Consider the following 17878-nt stretch of genomic DNA (forward strand, 5'->3'; position numbering starts at 1 on the left):
TAAAACTCATCAATTTGGACTAAATTTTTTAATCATGAAAAAGAACATTTTATTGTGGGGAGCTGTCTCCACCTTTCTTTTTTCCTGCAACAAACAGGAAATCATTCAAGAGGCACGTGCCTCGAACGACATAGAAATGACTCCACAGGGAGAATATTCTACCTTAGCAACTACTATTGTAAATGTAACCCCGTCTACAAATCTGAACGCTACATTTTGGTCTAATATTCAGACGCAACTGCAATCAAATCCAGTCGATGTCGTTTTCGCCGACGGGACTTATACTTTGACGTCGACCATTAATTTAAATAATATTGGACATTCAACCAACAGGTTGCAATTGAAATGTAATACGATAGGTTCCGCTGTTATTACCGGTTCAATTGCTACATTGATGTCGATAACCAATAATAGTAAGAATATCCTGGTACATCGGTTGAAATTTACAGGGCCTGTTACAGGTTATGGATTAGTCATACAGAGAAGTCAGAATATAACTGTAGCATATTGCAGATTCGAAGATATGCCAAATGTGTATTATGGAGCATTAGGAGCGCATTATGCTACAGCGGACAAAATAATCATCAGGCAAAACCATTTCGAAAATATCGGCGTTGGATCTACTGCGCATATGATTTACGGCTCGTATGGTGTGACAAGACTCAAAGTCATCAACAACACGTTCAAGGACTGTGCAGGATCTTTTGTACGGTTTAGGGGGGCTAACTCTACCCATGGTGTGGTGTATGGCAATACATTTACGTCTACAGGAACATACCTAACCGGTGTAAACCCAATTTTTGTCGAAGTACCGGTTTTCAATGATGTCAATCCGGGGGATGAAACATTTGGTACCAGTTTCATGATAACAAAAAATAAATTTAATTACAGTACTTCTGGAAACCAAAATACCAGATATGCTTTGGTTTTTCATCATAGTGGGTATAATCCTCCCGGAAGAACACATTTGATTAGTGCTACTGACGCATCTACATTGGGGAGCGGTACAGTAGCGCAAAAAAGGGCCATAATGTCATCAAAATTAGGTTTGGATGGAACAAAAATTCTTTTCGGAGGCAATACGAATACAAATGTAGCGACAAATGTGTCTTACAGGTGTCAGGGTGGGTATGGAGCCGTAGCTCCATGGACAGGTATTGTGAGTATTGGAACAGCAGTCACGGCATCAGGTTTGGCAACTACCTATGAGGAAGCTTTGGCATTTTATGATGATTTATACTAAAGATATCTCTATAAGAAAAGTTTGACAGCGATATCTAACACTAGAGACACTTGAAAAAACCGTCTTCAGATATTGGTGTCAAAGAAAATTTCAGTACACGACAAAAAAATGGAACCACATAGATACATAGGAAACATACAGTTTTTAAGGTGTGAAACAGATATTATAGTTGAAAACAAGTTTTCTCACATAGCTATGCGTGGCTATTATAATGCCTTTGGCATCTATGTAAATTCCGAGCAGAAGAAAAAATTATGTTCCTATGTGGTTTAGAAAAAATGTCGTTACTAAAAAAGAAAATATAAGAACGAAAAAGCATCCCATGATATACAAACACATAATCCTTTTTTTGATATTAATAAACTGTGGTACAACTGTTGTTGCACAGTCTTCCCGGACAAAACTCGTTAAGGAAGCCAGAGAACTGCATGAAGCCTTTGCAGCTGCTCTGCCCGGCGATGTGATCGTCATGCAGAACGGTGTCTGGAAAGATATTGACATACTGGTCAAGGGTAATGGAACAGCAGAAAAACCGATCACGTTAAAAGCCCAAACAGCAGGGGAAGTGATTGTCTCCGGGAAATCATCGTTAAGGCTATCGGGGCGGTACTTGGTAGTGGATGGTTTGTTCTTTAAGGATGGGTATTCGCCTACAGGAACATTGATCCGGTTCGGCAATGGAAAAGAAGTTGCCGACCATAGCCGGGTGACCAACATCGCTGTTGTCAGGTTCAACAGGCCGAAGGAAGACGGATCGGAATTCTGGGTTAATTTGAGAGGGATGTATAACCGTGTGGATCATTGTTTTTTTTGTGAAAAGGTGAGCGCAGGAAAATTGATAACAGTCTCCAGAGCTACGGATTCTGCCGATTATCACCAGATCGATCATAATTATTTTAAAGACATCCCGGTGCTTGGAAAGAACGGCGCTGAAGCGATAGGAATAGGCTGGAGCCAGACGTCCCTATCGGATTCTTACACGACAGTAGAATATAACCTGTTTGAAAACTGTAACGGAGAAGGCGAACTCATCGGCCTTAAATCAGGACGTAATATCATCCGTCACAACACGATTTTTAGATCTCAAGGAAGTATCAGTCTGCGCCATGGAAACCACAATCTCGTAGAGAACAATTTTATATTTGGAGACAAAGTGAGGCTGACGGGAGGCATACGTGTGATGGGAGAGCAGCATATTATCCGCAACAATTATGTTGAGGGACTGAGAGGGGCAAGGCAGGCAATAGCCCTTATTGAAGGCTGGGAAAATTCGCCTTTGCATGGATATCTGCAATTGAAAGATGTCATGATAGAAGGCAATGTGCTGGTGGACAATGATCAGGGTATCACTGTAGGGGAATATTACAAGCGCTGGGAACAACAGATCATGCCGGTATCAAATTCGACCATCAAAAATAATATCATCGTAGGTGCAGATGAAAAGTCACGGCTGATCCATGTATTGGATGAACCGATTAATATGATCTATGCAGGAAATGTGGTATATAACGGGCAATCTATTGAAAAATCAGGAATAAAGCGGGAAAACCCTAAGCTGGTATGGAAGAATGGTTTTTATCAGCTTGGTAGAAAGAGTGCCGACCAAGGAAATATCATCGGACAACCTCTAGAGCGTACCGAAGTAGGACCTTCCTGGATCAAAGAAAGATGGCAGGAATTAGGGATTGAGGATAGACCATACGGTAGTCGTTTAAATTTTAGCAAAACTGAGTAAATTGTTTCTCCCGAATATCTAAGGTGGGAGAAACATCTGTAAATCCTATTCGAAAAGATGGTTATTCATTTGTGTTAGTTTTATTGATCTTGTCTGTTCCTCATGGCATCAATGAGCTCGCTATGCTCGGTTCAATGGTATGGATGATGGCTTTGCAATTCCTGTCGTCAGTATGACAAAAGAAAACTTTGAATGATATTAAGAGTTGACTTATACCTATTTATCAAATACTGGTGGCACTGTGCTTACCCATGCGTTAGTCGAGGAGTTGATTTAGCGGGAAAAACTGAAAAAATTTTGATTTCTATCTTGAATGTTATATCTTAGTCAAGTATTAAATGTTATAGGATAGTCGTTTGATAAGTTTTATAAACCAAATTTATGAGCAATCCTTCATTAATATTTTGTGCTCGTTTTCTTATATAAGAAATATTTTATAGCACGTTTCGGTAACGTTAACAAAAAAAAATTGCGAATAAATAAAGATGAATAATGACGCTAAAAGATCGGTACAATATGGATGTTTAATTCATAAACAACCGTCTTTTCGGTAACGTTTACAATTGATGAATTATTCGATTATAATTTAGGAGGTTTTAAAACTATTTTATGAATATAAATTTAGGTATGAAGAGAATATTATTTATTCTGTCTATAAGTATAGTATGCTTGTATACAGTATCGTGCCGCAAGGATTGGAATGAAGAAGATGCGCTTTCACAAGAATCTGAAACGATTTCTTTTGTAGATTATAAAGCACTCCCCAAGACATCTTTTCCGGCTTTGAACGGTTATTTCACACCTCTAAACGAAGCGTCGGGATTTTTGGAAGAATGGTTGAATAATAAACGTCCTGGAGCCAAGATAGGTGAAGTGGTGTCGATTACGTACGATTATATGGATTATGATCATCCGGATTCCCTCAACAATCTGTCTAGAGAGATGACAGTTGTACAGACAGAGGATTATAAAGAGGTATGGGGAGACTTGTTTGTCGAGTCGTTTACGCCATCCAAACCGGCAGCTACAGAAATCCCTTTGATATTAAAGAGACACTATCCCGACGCACAGGAAGGTGCGTACAGAATTGTAAGGTATCATCAATCGGAGGTAGAGCCGACAGTGGAGCTCATCGATCACGTGGTATACAGCGAAGATTTCAGTACATTTAATGGATCGAGTGGTGGCGCAAAAGTCGCCCTCCCCGGCGCATTCAATGATAACCTGACAACAAGCACCCGATCCTGGCATATATACGTTCGCAACGAAGACTGGGGAGCGGCTATGTATTCAAATTACAACAGTAATGCGGGAGGGGATGCCTGGATTGTGCTGCCTCAGCAAGATTTGACATCGGTACAAGATGCTGTTTTTTCTTTTGATTTTGGAGTAGGTTATTCGAGAAATCCGGGCGAAAAAGACTATGTGAGGGTCATGATTACGGAAGAGTTTGATGGACAGAACCCACTGAACAGTACCTGGACAGACATTACCACAGAGCTGGGTGTTTTTGATGTGCCCAAAGAGACAGGTTATCCCGCTACTATTAGAAACTTACAGGCCAATTTGCCTCAGTATGCCGGCAAAAAAATCTACGTCGCTTTTCGGTCACAATTGCCTCTATTAGCAGGGACTTATGCCATGAGCGAATACTATGTCGTCGACAATTTGAAATTATCCGGCAAGATAGAAGGGATGAGTATTGCTTCGTCGGAGGAAGTATATCAAGTGTTCAAGTATCATCAAAATGAATGGCAGGTATTAAATAGTGTGTATGTGTTGCAACCGTCAGACTATCAAGGTATAGGCAAGGAGTTTATGACACCGGAAGAAGCACACGAGCTTATCTCTCCTTTGCTGACAACTCGGATTTCAGATCCGGAAGAGGGGGAGAAGAAAACGGTTTTGTATAAACAGGATAATACACAATTTCATGCCGAAAACTATGTGTATACAAGTGGTCAATGGAAATATGATGCGGCACCTCCTATGGAAAAAAGAACCGCCAAATTCAGATACACCTATCCCGATGAAAAATGGAAAGAAATAGATTTAGATTTATAAATGAAATCCCGATCACGATGAATTTAATTTACAATTTAAGATTTAACCTTCAGATTCTATTGACCGTATGCTTTATGGGTATTGCATCCGGGAAAGCAAATACCCTGCATTCAGTTAGTCAGCAGTCAGGTGTTGTGGGGAGAGTGTCCGATATCAAAAAGAACCCTATTCCAGGAGTTTTGGTAGAAGACATCAACGGAAGCCAAAAAGCTATCACGGATAGGAACGGACAATACAATATTGACCTGACCTCCTCTACGACGACGTTGAGGTTTAGTCATGTGAGCTTTGAGACCAAAGAAATAGAAGTCTCGTCCAAAAAGGTCATCAATATCACGTTGGCATCGACGAAAACGGTATTGAACGAAGTGGTGGACTTGCATTATTATAAAGTGCAAAAACGCAATACGACAGGATCATTGGGTTATGTAGATATGCAAGACCTTGGCGAAGCACCAGTGGGTAGGTTTGAAGAAGCTTTGGCTGGTAGGGTAGCCGGACTACGTGTCAGTAGTTCTCATGGACAACCGGGAGACCCGTTGAATCTGGTGATTCGGGGTGAAGGTTCTATTCATCAGGTGTCTCCACTATATATAGTAGACGGAATTCCGATCGAAAATCTCAATAATCTGGCTATAAATACCAACGATATACAAAATATAACCGTGCTTAAAGATGCGTCTATGTTAGCGCTATACGGGTCACGAGGGGCAAATGGTGTTGTTGTGATTGAGACCAAGAGAGGTTACGTAGGAAAATCCACTATACAACTGAATAGTTTTGTTGGTTTTCAAAATCCTTTGAAGAAAATCGAGATGATGTCTCCCTACGATTTTGTTCGTTATCAGATTGAATTGGATGATTTGCAAGCGAAAAAACTCTATACGCCTGCTGAACTGGATCCCAGCGATCCCGATTATAATCCATCGGGACGTAAACTGAATGATTATCGCAATATGAGTGGTATTTCCTGGCAAGATGAAGTTTTTCGGACATCCCCGATCCAACTGCACACGCTTTCGTTGACCGGAGGCGATGCCAATACACAATTTAGCATTTCTACTTCCTTATATGATCAAAATGGAATTTTGCTCAATTCGGGTGCGAATAGATATCAGGGCAAGGCCAATCTGGATCAAAAGTTAAGTCAGGTATTGCGAACTGGATTGGGGATCAACTATGGTGACAACGCACGCCATGGACAGACACTCAACTTTGAAGATGCTGTGAATTTATCTTCTTATTCCCTGGCAAGGATGTGGGGAGCACGCCCCGTTTCGGGAAACTATGGTGCAGATATCCTCTTGGGAAGCCTCTATGATCCCGAATACAATTCGGCCCCCAATATAAAATACAATCCCGTCTTGACATTGGAAAATGAAGAGAAAAAGCTTAAAAATTCCAACTTATTGGCTTATGCCTATTTGGAATACGATATATTGAAAAATCTAAAAGCCAGGGTTCAAGGCTCCGTAGCCTTGGATAAGGCAAAAGGAACGGCTTTCTATAATAAGAAAACACCCGCCGGAAATGGTGTAGGCGGAACAAATGGTAGTTTTTACTACGATAAGAGCAGGAATATCTCCTCGGATATCACTTTGACCTATCATGAAGTCTTCAACAAGGTACATGCGCTGAATGTACTAGGGGGATTTTCATATAACAAAATAAGAAATGAGGCTTTTGGATATGAGGTTGAATCGTTGCCCAATGATGGTATCGGTATTTATGGTCTTGACGAAGGGCTACCCACCTCTACTTTGTCCAAAGCCAGTGAATATAAGTTTAAGGGGTATTTTTTGAGAGGAGAGTATAATTACAGATCAAAATACTTTTTGACAGGTATGGTTAGAGCGGACGAAAGCAATGGTAGTCAAAAAATAGGCTATTCGCCAGCAGTGGCTTTGGCCTGGAACATGAAGCAGGAAAACTTTTTGAAAAGCGCGCAGGTCGTGTCCCATGCAAAGCTAAGAGCGAGTTTGGGAATATTAGGGTCGCCTTTTCGAAATTCAATACAAGTGGTAAATTTTGCATATCCAAGTGATTTTTTATGGGAAGGAACCAAGCAATTGGACATAGGCTATGATCTGGGACTCTGGAAGGATAGGGTAGGCCTGAGTATAGATGTATATGAGAAAGAGACTTCTACTGACAGGAGATATGCAGGTGTGGCGAGGATTGAAAACAAAGGGCTTGAAATTGCTTTGAACACGGTGAATGTCGATAAGAAGGGTTTCAAGTGGAGGAGTGGTTTTAATATCAGTTTCAATAGGAATAAGGTGCTTGAATTGCATCGGGATTTGGATGGCTATCCTATTTTCTCGACATCACCCCTTTTTAACCAATCCTTGTATGTCGTTCAGCCGGGACAGGGCTTAGGTACATTTTACGGTTATCAATTTGATGGAATCTATCAGGTAGAAGATTTTGACAGCAATGGAGGAACCTATACACTCAAATCCGATCGGAGTGATAATGGAAATTTCAGAGGAATGATCCAACCCGGAGATATTAGGTACAAGGATATAAATGGCGATAAGCATATTGACGAAAATGATAAGGTTGTTTTAGGAAATAGTCTTCCGAAGTATTTTGGGGGATTTAGCAATGATTTTACCTACAAGGCTTTTGATTTGAATGTCTTTGTTCAATGGTCTTACGGCAACAGGATATTCAATGCCAATCGCTTGGCATTCGAAGGAGACATTTATCAGAAGATGGGAATGAACCAATATGCCAGCTACAACGAAAGATGGACCCCAGAAAACAGATCGAATACGTTGTATCGGGTAGGAGGACAAGGCCCTGTAGGTATGCTGTCCAATAGAACGCTGGAGGATGGTTCTTATCTACGGCTCAAAACAGTTTCGTTGGGTTATACCTTGCCCAAAAATATGGTTAAGGCGATCCATGTCAAAAACATGAGATTATTCGCCAGCGCACAAAACTTACTGACATTCACGAAGTACACAGGACTGGATCCAGAAGTTTCAGTATATCATTCGATTCTGACTCAAGGATTTGATTATTCCGCTTATCCTCAAGCCAGAACCATTGCTTTTGGATTAAATGCGACTTTCTAAATAAGAGTTTTTAACGATACAAAATTTGAAAATGAAAAAGATTTCAATAACTCCATATACCCGTGCCGGAAAATATAAATTTCTAAAAACTGGATTTCTTGTATTCTCTTTTCTTATGTTCTGCAAAGTATCCGTTTCGTCTATGCCTATGGGTCCAAAAGAGGAGCAACAGCAGATGATAGAGATCCGGGGAAAGATCGTGGATGAACAGGGAAATCCATTGGAAGGTGTCAATATACAGGTGAAAGGTGGTACGACAAGGACGGCTACAGATGCACAGGGAAACTATAGACTCCGGGGTATACCGGCGAATTCCGTAGTGGTATATACGCTTGTCGGTTCTACACCACAGGAATATAAGGTGACTGAGTCAGGTGTCAGGAATATAACCCTTAGTCTGGAAGAAAAAAAATTGGATGACGTGGTTGTTATTGGATACGGGACCGTTAAGAAAGAAGATTTGACAGGTTCTGTGGGGCAGGTCAATATGGATGATCTGATGGAAGCCCCTGTCGGCTCATTTGATGAGGCATTGGCAGGACGGGTAGCAGGAGTACAGGTGTCTTCTTCGGATGGCCAGCCCGGAGTGGGAATGGATATCGTCATCCGTGGAGCGAACTCACTGACACAAAGTAATTCGCCATTGTATGTGATCGATGGATTTCCGATCGAAGACCCGGACAATGCGGCGATTAATCCCGAGGAGATCGAATCAATTAATATTTTAAAAGATGCTTCGGCAACAGCGATCTATGGGGCAAGAGGTGCCAATGGTGTCATCATGATCCAAACCAAAAAAGGAAAGGTCAGAAAGCCGATTATGTCTTTCAGTTCGTCTCTGGGCTTTCAGAAAATCCCCAAGACCATTAAAATGATGACTCCCTGGGAATTTGTGAATCTGGAAATGGAGATCAACAAGGCCAGGGCTACTGAAATCTATACACCGGCGGATTTGGATCCCGAGAATGAATTTTATGATCCCGAAGGTAGAACTTTAGAGGATTATCGCCATATAAAGGGGATCGATTGGCAGGATTTGCTTTTTAGAGAATCTTTGAATCAAAATCACAGCCTCGCTATTCGAGGAGGAACCAAAACGACTCGTTATTCCCTTTCAGGTTCTATATTTGACCAACAGGGGATTATCGTAAATACAGGTGCAAAGCGGTATCAGGGAAGATTAAATATAGATCACGAGTTTAGCAAACGGTTCAGGACAGCGGTAAATATCAACTATAGCGAAAACCTAAGGAATGGAGGGCTCGTAAACGCCGGGGGTGGGGCCAACTTTACGGCATACGCTTTGTACAGGACCTGGGCTTATCGGCCTGTCACAGGCAATCCCAATATAAATATTGTAGAGGATGGTTTTGACGATGAGTTTGACAATCCATCCGATCTCCGTCTGAATCCGATTGTCACGGCCCAGAATGATTATACCCATCGGAATTCCTATAATTTTATGACAAATGTGTCTCTGGAATATGACATAAATAAAAAATTGCAGTGGAAATCAACCTTTTCCATCAACAATTCCAAATCAGAAAACCAAACATTCTACAATTCCAATACACCACATGGTAGTCCCCGAAACAGGACGTTGGCAAGGAATGTACACGGTTTGTTCTCCCAAGGAGAAGGAACTACTTGGTCCAATGAAAACTTTGTGACGTATAAGAATACATTCAACAAAGCACATAAGGTAGAATTGATGGGAGGTTTCTCTATGCAAGAGATTCACACCGAAACCTTTGGCTTCGGCACCATGTACATACCGGATGAGACTTTGCTCATGCAAGGATTGGAATTAGGGGTTCCGTTTTCCTCTTCGGGTAGTGGTGGAGAAGGAGGTCTAATGTCTGCATTTGGACGCGTCAACTATGATTACAAATCGAAGTATTTGTTTACGGGAACGTTTCGGGCTGATGGTTCGTCCAAATTTGTAAAGGAAAATCAGTTTGCGTATTTCCCTTCGTTTGCTTTTGCGTGGAATATGAAGAGAGAAAATTTCCTGCAATCTGTCTCTGCAATATCGGAATCAAAAGTCAGGGTGAGCTACGGCGCAACCGGAAATAACCGGGTCGGTTATTATGAGCCTTTTACAGTAGCGACAAACACCCTGAGCAATACCTACGGATTTGGCAATGATTTGCCGATTGGTGGGATTGTCATCTCTAAAATAGGTAATCAGGCATTAAAATGGGAGACGACTTATCAATTTAACCTGGGATACGACCTGAGCTTGTTCAACAAAAAAGTGGATTTTACATTTGATTATTATAAAAAGAATACAAGAGATCTATTGTTGAATGCAGAAATGCCGTCTGCTACAGGCTTTACACGGGTTTTTAAGAATATCGGCTCATTGAGCAATGAGGGATTTGAGTTTACCCTGAAAACGACCAATATACGGAACAAGCAGTTTTCTTGGATATCCAGTTTTAACATTGGTTTTAACAGCAATAAGGTTGTCGGGCTGACCCGAAACCAGCATACGATGTTCTCCCCAATGACTGTTGGGCAGAATACAGCTGACCTGTATGCATCCAGAATCGGATATCCTGCAGGGATGTTTTTTGGGTATATCTTTGACGGAATATATCAGGTCGAGGATTTCGATGTCTCGTCTACAGGAGCATATACCCTCAAATCGAATTTGCCGTCCAATGGATCTGACCGGGACAAAATCCAGCCGGGACATATCCGCTACAGAGATCTGAATGGAGATGGAGTGATCGATGATAGGGATATGTCCATTATCGGAAGGGGACAACCCATACATGCCGGAGGGCTTGCCAATAATTTCTCCTACAAAGGGTTCTATCTGCATGTGTTTTTACAGTGGTCTTATGGCAACGATATATTCAATGCCAACAGGGTTATATTTGACGGTAACTACATCAAGCTATTCAACTTGAATCAATACGCCTCGTTCAACGACCGGTGGACCCCCGAAAATAGATCCAACACCCTGTACAAAGTGGGTGGAGAGGGACCTGCCGGATATTTTTCAGACAGAACTTTGGAGGATGGATCGTTTTTACGCCTGAAAACGGTTTCATTAAGTTATACACTCCCGTCCAGTCTCGTGAAGCGAGCCTATATGTCCAGATTAAGTCTTCGGATGGCCGTACAAAACCTATGGACATTTACAAAATATTCGGGTCTTGATCCCGAAGTGTCAACAAGGCATTCTGTTTTGACACCGGGCTTCGATTATTCACCTTATCCACAGGCCAGAACAGTGACCTTTGGTATCAATGCAGCATTTTAAAATAACACGAGATAATATGAAGAAGATAACATACCTATTTCTAGCATTTATAGTATTAAGTGTTAGTTCGTGTAAAAAGATTTTAGACAAGGAACCTTTAGACTTCTATGCAGATCTGACATATTATTATGACACACCGGAACAATTGGATGCGAGTCTACGGGGAGTCTACGATATGCTACAGTCGTCTGCACTCTATGGTGGGCTTATGAATTATAGATTAGGCCTTGAGGCCGACGAGGGGTACTATGCAAGAGAAAGTCCCGTGTCTGGTCCACACGCTAACGATTTTACTTCGGGTCACTCCGATGTCAATTCTTTCTGGCGAGATCTATATACCGGAATAGGGCGGGCCAATGCGTTTATCGCTAATGTAGATACAAATGAAGAGATCGATGAAGAATATAGGAATAGATTGAGGGGAGAAGCGTTGTTTTTGAGGGGATATTATTATTTCATGCTGGTCAAAACGTATGGCGGAGTTCCTTTGATCTTAGAGCCTTTGAAGGATGTGGACAATATCGATATTCCCAAATCTACCGACAAGGAGGTGTACGAACAGATTCTACTTGATATGATTGCTGCGGAAGGCCTGGTGGACGGTATTCAGGACATCGGACATGGAGGCCGGGTGAACAAATCGGCTGTGAGAGGTATATTGGCAAGGGTTTGTTTACATATGGCCGGGTATCCGATAAGGGATGTATCCAAATATCAGGAAGCCAAGAACTGGGCGTCAAAAGTCATCAATGATCCTATCGCAGGACATGCGCTGAATCCGTCATTTAGCCAGATATTTATCAATTATGCACAGGATAAATATGATCCCAAAGAGAGTATCTGGGAAGTCGAGTTTATGGGGAACGGTCAGGATGCGTATACAGAAACCGGACAAGTGGGATATCTGGCAGGGCCCTCTTCAACATCTACTGTCATAGGGGAGTGTTTTGGAGGTGTAAAAGCCACATCAAAATTGTATAGCATTTATAAACCTGGAGATTTGCGCCGGGACTGGACAATCGCAAGTTTTGTGTATTCGGGTGCAAATCATGATTTTTCCACATCCTATACGACATCGACGACGCAGACGTACCTCAACAATAGGCATGCCGGCAAGTTCAGAAGAGAGTATGAGACATTGCTACCTAAGCATCGAACACGGACACCTCAAAATTTTCCTCTTTTGAGGTATTCGGACGTATTACTGATGTTTGCAGAAGCAGATTATGAGACCGTCCATCTAGGCAATGAAGGTTCCAATGGCGTGCCGAGTGATTCGGCTCGAAATCTACTTATGGAAGTTAAGTTGCGTTCTTTTAATATGGGAGGAATTAAGGTATCCGGAGGTTTTGGTATCAATGCCGGAGGATCAGGATATTTGTCTCCACCCAAAATAACGTTGCCCAATGCAACAGGTACCGAAGCAGAGATCACAGCTACTGTAACTAATGGAGCCATCACAGCATTGCAGTTAGTGAGAGATCCCGTAACCGGATTTAAAATGGGATCCGGATACGACTTGCCCAATTATTCATACGTGACTATTACTCCGACCAATGGTGGGACGGGAGGGAGGGTCAACGCTCGGTTTTATTTTCCCGAAGATGCAGCATTGACAGCAGCAGAATTGAGTGACTTCCGAAAAACTATTCAGGACGAACGTATGCGGGAATTTGCTTTTGAAACCATACGTAAAGGTGATTTAATACGGTGGGGGATATTTGAGTTTGAAATGAGACAGGTAGCCAATACATTGAGTACAGCAAATTTAGCGGGTCGCTATTATTACAATTACTATGCAAATGTAAGAGCAAAACATAGACTGTGGCCGATCCCAGCGAGAGAATTAAACTTAAACAATGCATTGGTTCAAAATCCAGGATGGTAAGTAGAAAATTGAAATGAAAATGAAGACTTTATCAAAAATATTAATAGCAATTGTATCCATTGGATTGGTCTCCTGCGAGAGGGATATCGAAGTGTCCGGAGGGCTGGAAGAGTTTGATGTCACGGTAGACAAGACGGTTTTTCAGAAAAATGAGGAAGTGATGTTTCATTTTAAAGGGAATCCTGACATGATTTCTTTTTACTCTGGAGAGATATACAATGATTACAATTTCCGGGAATCAAGAGTGATTGATCTGCAAAAAACAATTGTAAATTTTAGGAATGCCTATCCCACTTTGGCAGGCTCTCAGGTATCTGATTTTAAAGTATTGGTATCCACAGATTTTAATAATAGCTATTCGTATGATAATTTAATAAGCGCGACGTGGCACGATATTACATCCGAATTTACATATGGCACTTCAGGCACTTATGTCGCATCGGGTGATTATGAGATTTCAGAACTATATGAGCAGGGTAAGCCTTTGTATTTTGCATTTCGCTACAGTAGCCTGCCACAAGGAGAACACGGTCCGGTTCGGAGGCGCGCGATACAAAGTGTACAATTTTTGGGTGAATCCATATATGGAACCCACGTATTGGCCGATATCGTTACTTCAGATTTTAGGATTGTGGAGAAAAGTGAGGATGCCAAGACAGCTTCCACGATAAGTGCCACGACGATCAATCTGGATGGCTATGCACGTTCTTTACCGACAGATCCTGATCCCGCGACGGATACCTGGGTAGTGACCAAGGCTTTGGATTTGGATAGAATAGATAGTGGTCCCGATAGGGCTGTTGCGATCAAAGGGAATAAGGATCCCCTCTTAAAAAATCATATCCATGTATTTACAGAGCCGGGAGAGTATATCGTGACTTTCCTAGGAATCAATGCGAATATAGGTGGATACAAAGAAGTGGTCAAACAGATAAAAATAACAATAGAAGACGAATAAACCTTATAACTACTCATGAATAAATTGCTTTTATCTGTTCTTTGTTTATTCCTTTTGGCAGACCCGGTGTGGAGTCAACAGACCGTACAGTTTAAAATTTCCCAACAGGTGACGGAGAAACTTCCTGCTGATCTGCCGGCATATTTTCCAAAAGATGATTTTTCCTTGTTTGAAAAGAATGCATTGAATGTGGTCATCGTAAAATCTGATGACCAGCAGAAGGAAGGACAAGGCACACATATAAGACAGTTTTTACAACAGAAGTGGGGGATAGACATACCCGTTGTATCGTGGCAAGAAGCAAAAAAAAGTGGGAAACACCTGATTTTATTTGGTACTGTTCATGAGAATACTCCTTTGAGGCAGCTCAATGCCAATTTTCAATTGGGAGATAATCAATTAGGCTATGAGGTCCGAACGATCTTCAACGCATTGGATTGGAAAAGAAACGTTATTTTCATTGGAGGGAAAGATAGAAAAGAGATCGATGAGGGATTGGAAGTGTTGGTACGTCGGATTGATAATCCCAAAAAGATACAACACTTCATAGCCTGTAAAGGATGGGATACCCGTTACTCGGCAGAACGTTTAGAAAACATGGTGAGCGGTTTGAAAGCCCATTATTCCAATAATGCCAGTTATGTGCTGACGCAATTTGCCATTAGAGATTCCCTCGGCAATATTGCTCATCTGTATAAAATGACAGGTTATGATCCTTATGCAAAGACCTTTGCAAGAATGCAAAAGATTGTTTTTGATCATTACGGCAGGACGATTAATGGTAGGACAGAAACAGCCCCAAGCTTTACTTTTCATCTCTTTCCGCAATTTGTCTATCTCATGGAGCATTCAAAAGAATTCTCGGATATAGACAGGTTGCAGGCCGCGGAGTTCATAAGAAAAATAGCCGAGGAGATGTTGGTGCATTGGGAATTGAAAGATCCATTGCGGTTATACAAAGACGAAAAGCAGGAATACCTTACCAATCATTCTTGTTTTGCTTCCCGCTCTTTGTCTTCTGCGGGCAGGTATCTTTTGTCTCGATATGACTATGAGCCGGCAAAGTTTTGGGTGGCTGTGGCAGACAACGCTTTTGCGGGTGTAGCTCCCCGGACATTTTCACCGGAGGATGCGGCAGGATACCAATATCTGGTTTATCAGATATTCATGGATTACGCATTGGCAAGTGGTATATATGATTTAGACTTTTTTGAGAATGACGTATTTAAAAGTTATGTCGAGTACTGTAAATTTCAATTCAATCACTTGGGATATACTGCGGGATATGGTGATGCGAATCCAATGGGGCATGATGGAGGATATACCGTATTGAAGTATGCTGTGGAGATACTGAGGGACAAAGAGGCAGCATACATTGTCAATCTGATAGAACATAAAAGAAAAAATAAACTGAAGGAATTTCCTTATACTGGGTTTCCGGGTTCGGATAGCTTAGGTCTAAAATATCAAGTGGTCGTCCCCTTCAAACAGGAACAATATGGTGTAGGCAATTATTATAAAAGAGAGACCTTGGACAAAGCCGTATTCCGAAGCGGATGGAATAAAGAGGCGGATTTCTTGTCTATAACAGGGATAAATGGTGATGGATATAATCATGGTCATTTTGATGCCAATGGCATAAGCCAGTATATTGCCGGTGATAAATTGTGGCTTTGGGAAGGGGATTACATCAAGAAATTTCCAAATGATCACAACTCGATCGTCGTCAGCAAAGATGGCAAGCTGACCGATCAGAGCAGAAGCTTGCAGAAGAGAAGAAAATCATCATTATCACAAGTTCTGTCAGCAGGGAATACCCCGGACAGAAAAAGCTCGTTACTATCTATTTTACTGGAAGATTACAACGGGACAAACTGGACAAGAAATATAAACTACTCTCCCAAAGACGGATTTTGGGTAATTGATGAATTGGAGATACAGGAGGATGGACAATATATAACCGAAGCGTATTGGAGAAGTACGGGGCAGGTCACACCACTGTCGCAAGGGTACAAGATTGTCCAAAAGAAAGCGGACAAGGACGATCTTTCGAATACCTTTTTCGTGGTAGAAGGAAGCGGTGCCCAACGAATGAATAGGACGGTTTTGGAAGAAATGCATGGCCGAAAAGACGGCAACTTGTCCGGGTATAGTTTTTCGGATAGAAATACCCAATATATTGTTCAACGAAAAGATGGAAGCTATAAGAAAGGAGATAAAATATGGTTTGTCAATTTTATGCAGGCCGTAGCCGAGAAAACCCCCAAGCCACCTGCTATTAAAAGAGTAGCCGACAATGTATTTCTTTCGCAATCGGAAAAATCCTTAAAACTAGCTGTATTAGGGCGGTTTGATAGTGATCTTATGCACATAGAAGCTGATGTCTGTTTTGTAGCAAAAGAGGGAATAGTAGCCAGAGGAGCACAGAAGTTGCAAGTGGGGGAGTTCAAGTGGCAATCTACAGACAAAAAAGACGTCTTTATACCCTTACCTCAAGAAATTACGGCAATACAGCTACAGGAAATATTGGAACGTTTAGACAAAACAGCTTCTTTGGTCACACCGGTAGCCTCCAAAGATGTAGACGTCAAATGGAATAAAAATGTAACCGTTGAAGATTTCGATTCAAATGTATCGGTGTTGTCTTCCTCGTCGGGACAATATGCAGTAGGATTGCAAAACGGCACTTTCATCCTAAAAGATGATAAAAATACTATATTGGCAACTCGAAAATTTCCTAAGGCCATTACGGCGATATGTGCGGTAGAAACATTCAAAGGTGTACACTGGGCCGTAGGTGTGGCTCCGGTCAATACCAGAAAGGGAGAGGGTGCTTTATATTTATTAGATACAGAAGCAAACATAGTTTGGGAAAAAGTTATACCGTTGTATCAACGTAGAAATGGTAAAGTCACGACGATATTTACAGCAAAAAAAGGAGCAGAAACCCTCATTATTGCAGGAGCACAGTCCTGGCACTACTATGCTTTTTCTATTGCCGGAAAGCAAATATGGAAACAGGCCGTGTACCACGGCGCCACTACAGGTGCTGCGGGCGATATGGACGGAGATGGCACAGATGAGATAGCGGCAGGAACCGAATATTACTACCATTCGATTATTAAGGATGGTAAAGTATTGCCACATATCACTACTTCGCCCTGGGTTTATGCATTAGCCGTGTTGGATCTGAACGATGACGGCCTCAAAGAAGCTGTATATGGTCGGGGAGACGGTTATCTATATGTACAGACAGTAGACAGCAATCCCATAAAGACATGGAGGCTAAATATCGGCGGTAAGCCTACCGCTATAGTAGAATTAGCGCAGGGTGAAGCGAAGCTAGCGGTGTCCAATGCCCTCGGTGATATTACATTTGTGGATGGTCTCGGTCAGGTCAAAGGAAGGGTGAGTCTTCCCGTATCTGTCGAAGATATGATTAGGGTAAAGCAAAACTTATACGCAGTATGTGCCGATGGATATGTGTATAAGCTTTCCCAAAAAGGTGAAGTCTTGGAAAAATATGCATATACATTTTCCCGAACATCCATATATTCACCAAAAATCGTGGCTAACGATGGGCAAATTCGTGTTTTTTCAGGAAAGAACGTGTATGCAATAGCCCCTTAGTAC

At 41.7% G+C, this 17878-nt stretch carries 8 protein-coding genes; all 8 read left to right on the plus strand.

All coding sequences use genetic code 11. The features are described from left to right. Nucleotides 1-34 precede the first annotated feature (34 nt). Nucleotides 35-1243 carry a hypothetical protein gene (locus tag G5B00_RS15880; protein ID WP_163877712.1) on the plus strand — a complete coding sequence of 403 codons (1209 nt, stop codon included), beginning with the start codon at nt 35-37 and terminating at the stop codon, nt 1241-1243. 322 nt (nt 1244-1565) lie between these two features. Beyond that, nucleotides 1566-2978: a polysaccharide lyase 6 family protein gene (locus G5B00_RS15885; RefSeq protein ID WP_163877715.1), complete on the plus strand. Its 1413-nt coding sequence runs from the start codon at nt 1566-1568 to the stop codon at nt 2976-2978. Nucleotides 2979-3605: 627 nt separating this feature from the next. Continuing rightward, the gene (locus G5B00_RS15890) at nt 3606-5042 is read left to right on the plus strand and encodes a choice-of-anchor J domain-containing protein (RefSeq protein ID WP_163877719.1); all 1437 of its coding nucleotides are present in this window, start codon (nt 3606-3608) and stop codon (nt 5040-5042) included. Continuing rightward, nucleotides 5015-8125, plus strand: coding sequence for a SusC/RagA family TonB-linked outer membrane protein (locus G5B00_RS15895; protein ID WP_205966447.1), 3111 nt, complete (start codon nt 5015-5017; stop codon nt 8123-8125). The genes G5B00_RS15890 and G5B00_RS15895 overlap by 28 nt, the downstream gene beginning before the upstream one ends. A 31-nt stretch (nt 8126-8156) precedes the next feature. Beyond that, nucleotides 8157-11399 carry a SusC/RagA family TonB-linked outer membrane protein gene (locus tag G5B00_RS15900; RefSeq protein WP_163877725.1) on the plus strand — a complete coding sequence of 1081 codons (3243 nt, stop codon included), beginning with the start codon at nt 8157-8159 and terminating at the stop codon, nt 11397-11399. Nucleotides 11400-11415: 16 nt separating this feature from the next. Beyond that, the gene (locus G5B00_RS15905; RefSeq protein ID WP_163877729.1) at nt 11416-13287 is read left to right on the plus strand and encodes a RagB/SusD family nutrient uptake outer membrane protein; all 1872 of its coding nucleotides are present in this window, start codon (nt 11416-11418) and stop codon (nt 13285-13287) included. 19 nt (nt 13288-13306) lie between these two features. Then, on the plus strand, nt 13307-14245 hold the full coding sequence (locus G5B00_RS15910) for a DUF5017 domain-containing protein (RefSeq protein WP_163877731.1): 939 nt from the start codon (nt 13307-13309) through the stop codon (nt 14243-14245). A gap of 15 nt (nt 14246-14260) precedes the next feature. After that, nucleotides 14261-17875, plus strand: a complete 3615-nt coding sequence (locus tag G5B00_RS15915) for a hypothetical protein (protein ID WP_163877734.1) — start codon at nt 14261-14263, stop codon at nt 17873-17875. The last annotated feature ends 3 nt before the right edge of the window (nt 17876-17878 follow it).

It is taken from the genome of Parapedobacter sp. SGR-10 (assembly GCF_011030405.1).
In the GTDB taxonomy this organism is placed as follows: domain Bacteria; phylum Bacteroidota; class Bacteroidia; order Sphingobacteriales; family Sphingobacteriaceae; genus Sphingobacterium.

Excerpts from the sequence above, each read along its gene's own strand:
- G5B00_RS15900 (WP_163877725.1), top strand. The coding sequence starts at position 8,157 with ATGAAAAAGATTTCAATAACTCCATATACCCGTGCCGGAAAATATAAA.
- G5B00_RS15895 (WP_205966447.1), top strand. The coding sequence starts at position 5,015 with ATGGAAAGAAATAGATTTAGATTTATAAATGAAATCCCGATCACGATG.
- G5B00_RS15880 (WP_163877712.1), top strand. The coding sequence starts at position 35 with ATGAAAAAGAACATTTTATTGTGGGGAGCTGTCTCCACCTTTCTTTTT.
- G5B00_RS15910 (WP_163877731.1), top strand. The coding sequence starts at position 13,307 with ATGAAGACTTTATCAAAAATATTAATAGCAATTGTATCCATTGGATTG.
- G5B00_RS15885 (WP_163877715.1), top strand. The coding sequence starts at position 1,566 with ATGATATACAAACACATAATCCTTTTTTTGATATTAATAAACTGTGGT.
- G5B00_RS15915 (WP_163877734.1), top strand. The coding sequence starts at position 14,261 with ATGAATAAATTGCTTTTATCTGTTCTTTGTTTATTCCTTTTGGCAGAC.
- G5B00_RS15890 (WP_163877719.1), top strand. The coding sequence starts at position 3,606 with ATGAAGAGAATATTATTTATTCTGTCTATAAGTATAGTATGCTTGTAT.
- G5B00_RS15905 (WP_163877729.1), top strand. The coding sequence starts at position 11,416 with ATGAAGAAGATAACATACCTATTTCTAGCATTTATAGTATTAAGTGTT.